Consider the following 6372-nt stretch of genomic DNA (forward strand, 5'->3'; position numbering starts at 1 on the left):
ACGGCCGTCCTGACAAAGCTCGAGAGTCCATGGGACATGGCGTTTCTTCCGGACGGGACCATGTTCTTCACCGAGAAGTGCCACGGTCTTTCGGTGCGGCAGCCCGGGGGCAACGTGGTCAAGCTGCTTGGCATGAAAGACGCCAAGGGCTATCCGGCCAATGCCAATGATCTGTTCTGCGAAGGCCAGGCGGGCATGATGGGTGTCGCGGTCGATCCGAACTTCGCCAGCAACCGCTACCTCTACGTGTATTCGACGTCGAGCATGACCGCTCCGGGCACCAATCGCGTGATGCGCTTCAGGGTGAACAACAACGCGACCGCGGTATCCGAGCGCGTCGACATCGTCACCGACATTGCCTACAAGCCGCGCGCCAGCGACCATCCGTTCGGCGGCCCCGGCGCGCACAACGGAGGTCGGATCCGCTTCAGCCCAGGCGACGGCTTTCTCTACGTGACCACGGGCGACACGCACAACGGCGAGGTGCCTCAAAGCCCGACGCGCATCGGCGGCAAGGTGCTGCGCATCGACCGCGACGGCAAGGCCGCTCCAGGCAACGGCGCACCTGCGGGCTTCGATCCCCGGATCTACACCTACGGTCATCGCAATCCGCAAGGCATCACTTTCCGGCCGGGCACCCATCAACCGTACGTCGCGGAAAACGGGCCGTGGCACTCCGATGAAGTGACGGCGCTGGTGCCTGGCGGCAATGGCGGCTGGGATCCGCGCCCCAACATCGGCGGGCGCGGGGCCTGCCCGGACAGCTATTGCGGCTACAGCCCCAACCAGATGGGTGCCGTCGATCCGAAGGTGAGGTCGGCATTCATGCCGATGACCGATACCAAGACCTACCCGAATGCGATGAAGCCGGCCTGGAGCAACGATGGCCTGTCGCAGGGGCTTTTTGCAGGCACCTTCCTGAGCGGCCCGCGATGGAAGTCGTGGGACGGCCGGATGATCATCGGCTTTGCCGGTATCGGGATCCACGGCACGCCGGTCGGCAACCGGCTCGACGTGCTCGACATCAAGGCAGACGGCTCCTCCGCCACACGCACCACGGTGAGCCTCCCCATGCCCGCCGCGCGCTTCCGCTCGCTCGTGCAAGGCCCCGATGGCAACCTGTACGTTGCCACGGACGAGGGATCGATCTCGCGCCTCTCGCCGGGTTGATTCAGGACACTGGTGCCGGGGATGAAGTCCGTCGTGGTCCAGGCCGTCGTGGCTCTGTCGTTGTCGGCCGGCCCGGCATTCGCCGACGACGAGATGTACAAGACCAAGAACTGCTTCGCCTGCCACAGGATCGACAAGGACCACCTCGGTCCCTCGTTCAAGAGCGTCGCGGCCAAGTACGCCGACGACAAGGGTGCGGATGCGAAGCTGACCCGGAAGATCCGCGAGGGGAGCGGCGGTGTCTGGGGTTCGACACCGATGCCGCCGCAAACCCAGGTGACGGAAGCCGAGGCCTCCGCGCTTGCACGCTGGATTCTGGAGATCAAGTAGCCCTTCGCAGGCGTGGTCACGGCAGCCTGCTGGTGACCGGGATGACGCGCCGCACGGCCAGCTGCACGTCACACGAAGTGCCCCCGTGCCGGCTGACACAGCTGGTGGTGCGATGTTACAGTCGTTACCAAAAAAATCGGCCGTTCCCATGCTGAGCTGGATATCGCTCGCATCGGAAGGGAGGTGGCCCTCCACACGAAGCGATTCCCGGCAGCGCAGTCCTTGAAGGTCCGCCTGCAGGCGCTTCCACAAAGCCACCTGCTGACGGATTCACGGCCACCCATGACGATTTCTGCTGCTCCCATCCCCACGCACGCGCCGTTCGCCGGCCTGCGGGCACTCCGCTCCTTGCTCCTGCCCCTGCTCCTCGGCATCGTCGCGATGCTGTCCGGGTGCGGTGGCGGCGGCTCCGGGGGGAGTGTGGGTTTCGTCTTCCCTCCCGAGGTCACATCGCCGCCCGCCGGACTGAGCTATGCCATGACGTCGGCGGTGTACGAAGTCGGCTATCCCGTCGTGCCGAACCGGCCCAGTGCCAGCGGCGGACTCGTCGCGCGCTATACGGTCGCACCGGCGCTGCCAGCTGGCCTGATGCTCGATGCCGCAACGGGGGTCATCAGCGGCACGCCCACGGCGGTCGTACCGTCGGCCGTGTACGAGGTGACGGCCGAGAACGCCGGGGGCGGCGCCACCGCGCGCGTGCAGATCGAGGTGCGCAGCACGCCGGCCGCGCCGACGGGCCTGACGTACCGCGAGACGGCCGCCGTCTATACGGCAGGCGAAGTTATCGCCGACAACGCGCCCACCAGCAGCGGCGGTCCGATCACGAGCTACAGCATCGCGCCCGCGCTGCCCGCGGGGCTGCTGTTCGACGTGCACACCGGCGTGATCAGCGGAACGCCCGCCGCGCCCGCTGCGGAATCGGCCTACATCGTGACGGGCACCAACGCCTCGGGATCAACCACTGTCACGCTTCGGGTGACGGTGAATGCGGTTCTCGTGGCGCCCGCCACGGTCGCCTACGGCACGCCCCAAGCGCTGTATGTGACCACCGAACCCATCGTTCCCAACACACCGCAGGTGACGGGCGGGACGCCCACCGGGTTCACGGTCTCGCCGGCGCTGCCGGCGGGCCTGAGCCTCAACGCACTGACCGGCGCGATCACCGGTACGCCGACGACCATCCAGCCACAGGCGACGTACACGATCACCGCCAGCAACAGCGCAGGTTCGGCGCAGGCGCAGGTTCGGATCATCGTCACCGGACGCGGAAGCTGGACGCCGACGGATGCCATTCCGATCGCGCGGCACTACTTCGCCATGACACTGCTGCCGAACGGCAAGGCGCTGGCCGTGGGCGGCTTCACCGGTTCGGGCGTTACCAATTCCGTCGTCATCTACGACCCGGCAACCGGCAACTGGACGGCCGCAGCCCCGATGCTGTCCGCCCGCTCCGATCCCTCGGCCACGGTGCTGCTGGACGGTCGGGTCCTGGTCGTCGGGGGGGATGCGCCCGGCATCGTGAGCCTGGCGAGCGCAGAGATCTACGACCCCGACGCCAACACGTGGACGGCGACGGGCAGCATGGCCGAGGCCCGGGTCCGGCACTCGGCGACGCTGCTGCCCAACGGAAAGCTCCTGGTCATCGGCGGCTACCGGCAGACGCCGGCGCTGAGCTTCTCCCAGACCGCCGAACTGTATGACCCGGCCACCGGCACCTGGACGCCGATGGCAACGCCGATGTCATTCCAACGTGCGCAGCACGCGGCGCAACTGCTGCCGGGCGGCAACGACGTGCTGCTGATCGGCGGCGTCAGCGGCTCGGGGTTCGTGACGTCTGCCGAGCTGTTTCCGGTGAACGACAGCGGCAGCACGACGCCGGTCGCGGGCGCTGTTCCCGGGGGCAATGTCTACACGTCGGTGCAGCTGCCCGACGGCAGCGTGCTGGCGACGGCGGACGGCAGCAACACCGCGTTGCGCTTCCGTCCCGCGACGTCGAGCTGGACGACGAGCAGCCTCAACGGCTCGAGCACGCGCACGCTTCCGACGATGACCACCCTGGCCGATGGGCGCGTGCTGCTGGCCGGCGGCACCGGCTCCGGCGGTGTTCGCCTGAACACTGCGGAGATCTACAACCCCGAGGCCAATGTCTGGACCACGGCAGCCGCCATGTCGACCGGGCGCTCTGCAGCCTCGGCCGTCCTGCTGAACGACGGGAGCGTGCTGACCGTTGGCGGGTTCGACGCCGGTGAGATCGACGCCGCAGAGCGCTACCTGCCCTGAGGCTGCATTCACGCATTTTCCGCATGCCTCACGTCGTGAGGCTTTCATGAAACGAGGTCTTGACCCTCTTCGACAAAGGACAGGAATGAATCGGAGCTTCAGAACGGCGTGGGTCGCGCTCGGCGAGAACGAGAACAAGAGGGCGCGCCGCGCCGGCCGAGGCAGCGGGGCGCAGCGCTCGGCTGTTGCGGCCGCAGTGGCCGTGGCGTTGATGCTGGCCGGGCAGGCAGCCCGGGCCGAGGGCGGTGCCGGTTTCCCGTTGTTCCCGTACGCCCCGACCCCCGGCGGCACCGACGGCACCGCGGACGAGGCAGCCGGAAGGAACGGCACCGACGTCCCCAGCGGGTCCAACGGAACCGCCGGCGGTGGTGGCGCTGTCGATCTGACGACGGGTTCGGGCGGGCATGGCGGTGCCACCGGCATCGGCACGAATGGCGGCGTGCACGGCACGCCGGGCGCGACGGGGGCGGTCGGCCTCCGGATCGATGCACCGGCCACGGTCGGCGGCACCATCGCAGGAGGGGCGGGCACACCAGGCGTGGCCCAGGTGATCGGCGTCAACACGGCAGGCGGCGGAGGCGGCGGAGGCGCCGCGGTCTCGGCCACGGCGGACATCGTGATCGATGGCACCGCGAGCATCCAGGGCGGCACGGGCGCAAGCAATCGCACGGCAGGCTCGGGCGGTGGCGGCGTCGGCGTGTTCTCGACGGCCAACGTCCAGATCAAGGCCGGTGCCCAGGTCACCGGCGGCAGTGGCGGCGGCAACACCTATCCCAACACCAATCCCCTGAGCCAAAGCCACACCGGTGGCGGTGGCGGGATGGGCGTTCTCGTGCGCGGCGGGGGCTCGGTGACCAACCGCGGCACCCTCACCGGCGGTGCGGGCGGCGACGGCTCCAGCCTTGGCCTCACCGGTGCCGGCGGCGACGGCGGCGCTGGCGTGCAGATGGTGGACGGCGGCACCGTCACCAACCTGGCCGGCGGCCAGATCACGGGCGGTGCCGGCGGCGACGCGCGCGTGCTGGCCAACGGGATCGTGCCCGGCCGCGGCGGTGCGGGGGTCAAGGGCGCCGATCTCACGGTCATCAACGCCGGCACCATCACCGGCGGATGGAGCGGCAACCGCCTTTCCGGCCTGGCCTATACGCCCACGCAGGCCAACGCGGTCGAGTTCACGGGCGGCGTCAACACGCTCGAGATCCACGCCGGCTCGGTGCTCAACGGCAACGCCGTCGCCTTCAGCGGCGCAGATACGCTGAGGCTGGGCGGCGCGGCTGATTCCACCTTCGACGTTTCCGCGATCGGCGCCGCCGGCCAGTACCGCGGCTTCGGCATCTTCGAGAAGGCGGGCGCCTCCAACTGGACGCTGACGGGCACGACAACGGCCGTCTCGCCCTGGACGCTCTCCGGCGGCACGCTGTCGATCGGCACGGATGCCAACCTCGGCGACACGAGCGGTGCGCTGACCCTCAACGGCGGCACGCTGCAGAACACCGGCGCCATCGACACCACGCGCGCCATTGCCGTGAACAGCGCCGGTGGCGTGATGCAGACCGATGCGGACTTCAGCACCTCGGGCACGGTCTCGGGCAGCGGCGGCCTGGTCAAGACCGGCGCCGGCACGCTGATGCTCACCGGGCAGAACACGTACGCCGGCGGCACCATCATCGCGGCGGGCGCCGTGGTCGGCTCGGCCACGAGCTTCGGCTCGGGCGGCATCGTGAACAACGCGGCCCTGGTGCTCGACCAGGCCGGCGATGGCGTGCTCGCGAACAGCATCGGCGGCTCGGGCGGCGTGACCAAGCAGGGCGCCGGACAGCTGCGGATCGCTGCAGCGAACAGCTACGCCGGCGGCACCCGCATCGCGGCCGGCACGCTGGTCGGCTCGGCCGCGAGCTTCGGCTCGGGCGCGATCGTGAACGATGCGGCCCTGGTCGTCGATCAGCCCACCGACGCGGTGATGGCGAACAGCGTCAGCGGTGCCGGCAGCTTCACCAAGCAGGGGGCGGGGCGGCTGAACCTCGTCGGCACCTTCGCGATGACGGGCCCCGTGAGCATCGAGGCCGGCGCCCTGGCGGTGAACGCATCGCTGGCCGCTTCCCCCGTCGATGTCGCGAGTGGCGCGACGCTGTCGGGCAACGGCACGGTCGGCGCGACGACGATCCGCTCCGGCGGCAACATCACGCCGGGCAACTCGATCGGCACCCTGCACGTGAACGGCACCCTGGTGCAGGAAGCGGGATCGGTCTACACCGCGGAGCTGGACCCCGCCTCCACCGCCTCCGACCTGGTCGCCGTGAACGGCGCGGCCACGCTGGCGCCCGGGTCCGGGATGACCATCGCCAAGGCGCAACCGGGCCTCTTCTATTCGGTCGGCGCGACCTACACGGTCCTGAGCGCCAGCGGCGGCGTCAGCGGCACCTATGCGCTGGGCGGCGACAAGGCATTGACGCCCTTCCTGGCCTGGACGGATACCTACGACGCCAACAACGTGTACGTCACGGTGATCCAGACCAAGCCGATCGGTGCCGTCGCGGTGACGCCCAACGAGATCGCCACCGCCGGCGGCGCGAGCGGCTCGGTGGTGGAAAC

The 6372-nt window shown here is 69.4% G+C and carries 4 protein-coding genes; all 4 read left to right on the plus strand.

What is annotated here, in order from left to right; genetic code table 11:
• Positions 1-1170, plus strand: a 1170-nt coding sequence (locus tag APY03_RS32250; protein WP_232324494.1) for a PQQ-dependent sugar dehydrogenase, incomplete at its 5' end; no start/stop codon positions are given.
• 21 nt (positions 1171-1191) lie between these two features.
• Positions 1192-1500: a c-type cytochrome gene (locus APY03_RS32255; RefSeq protein WP_068683649.1), complete on the plus strand. Its 309-nt coding sequence runs from the start codon at positions 1192-1194 to the stop codon at positions 1498-1500.
• A gap of 222 nt (positions 1501-1722) precedes the next feature.
• Positions 1723-3780, plus strand: a complete 2058-nt coding sequence (locus tag APY03_RS32260) for a kelch repeat-containing protein (protein WP_102905079.1) — start codon at positions 1723-1725, stop codon at positions 3778-3780.
• Positions 3781-3865: 85 nt separating this feature from the next.
• On the plus strand, positions 3866-6372 hold a 2507-nt coding region (locus APY03_RS32265), incomplete at its 3' end, for a beta strand repeat-containing protein (RefSeq protein ID WP_198161337.1).

The sequence above is a fragment of the Variovorax sp. WDL1 genome, from assembly GCF_001541225.1.
Taxonomy (GTDB): Bacteria; Pseudomonadota; Gammaproteobacteria; order Burkholderiales; family Burkholderiaceae_C; genus Variovorax.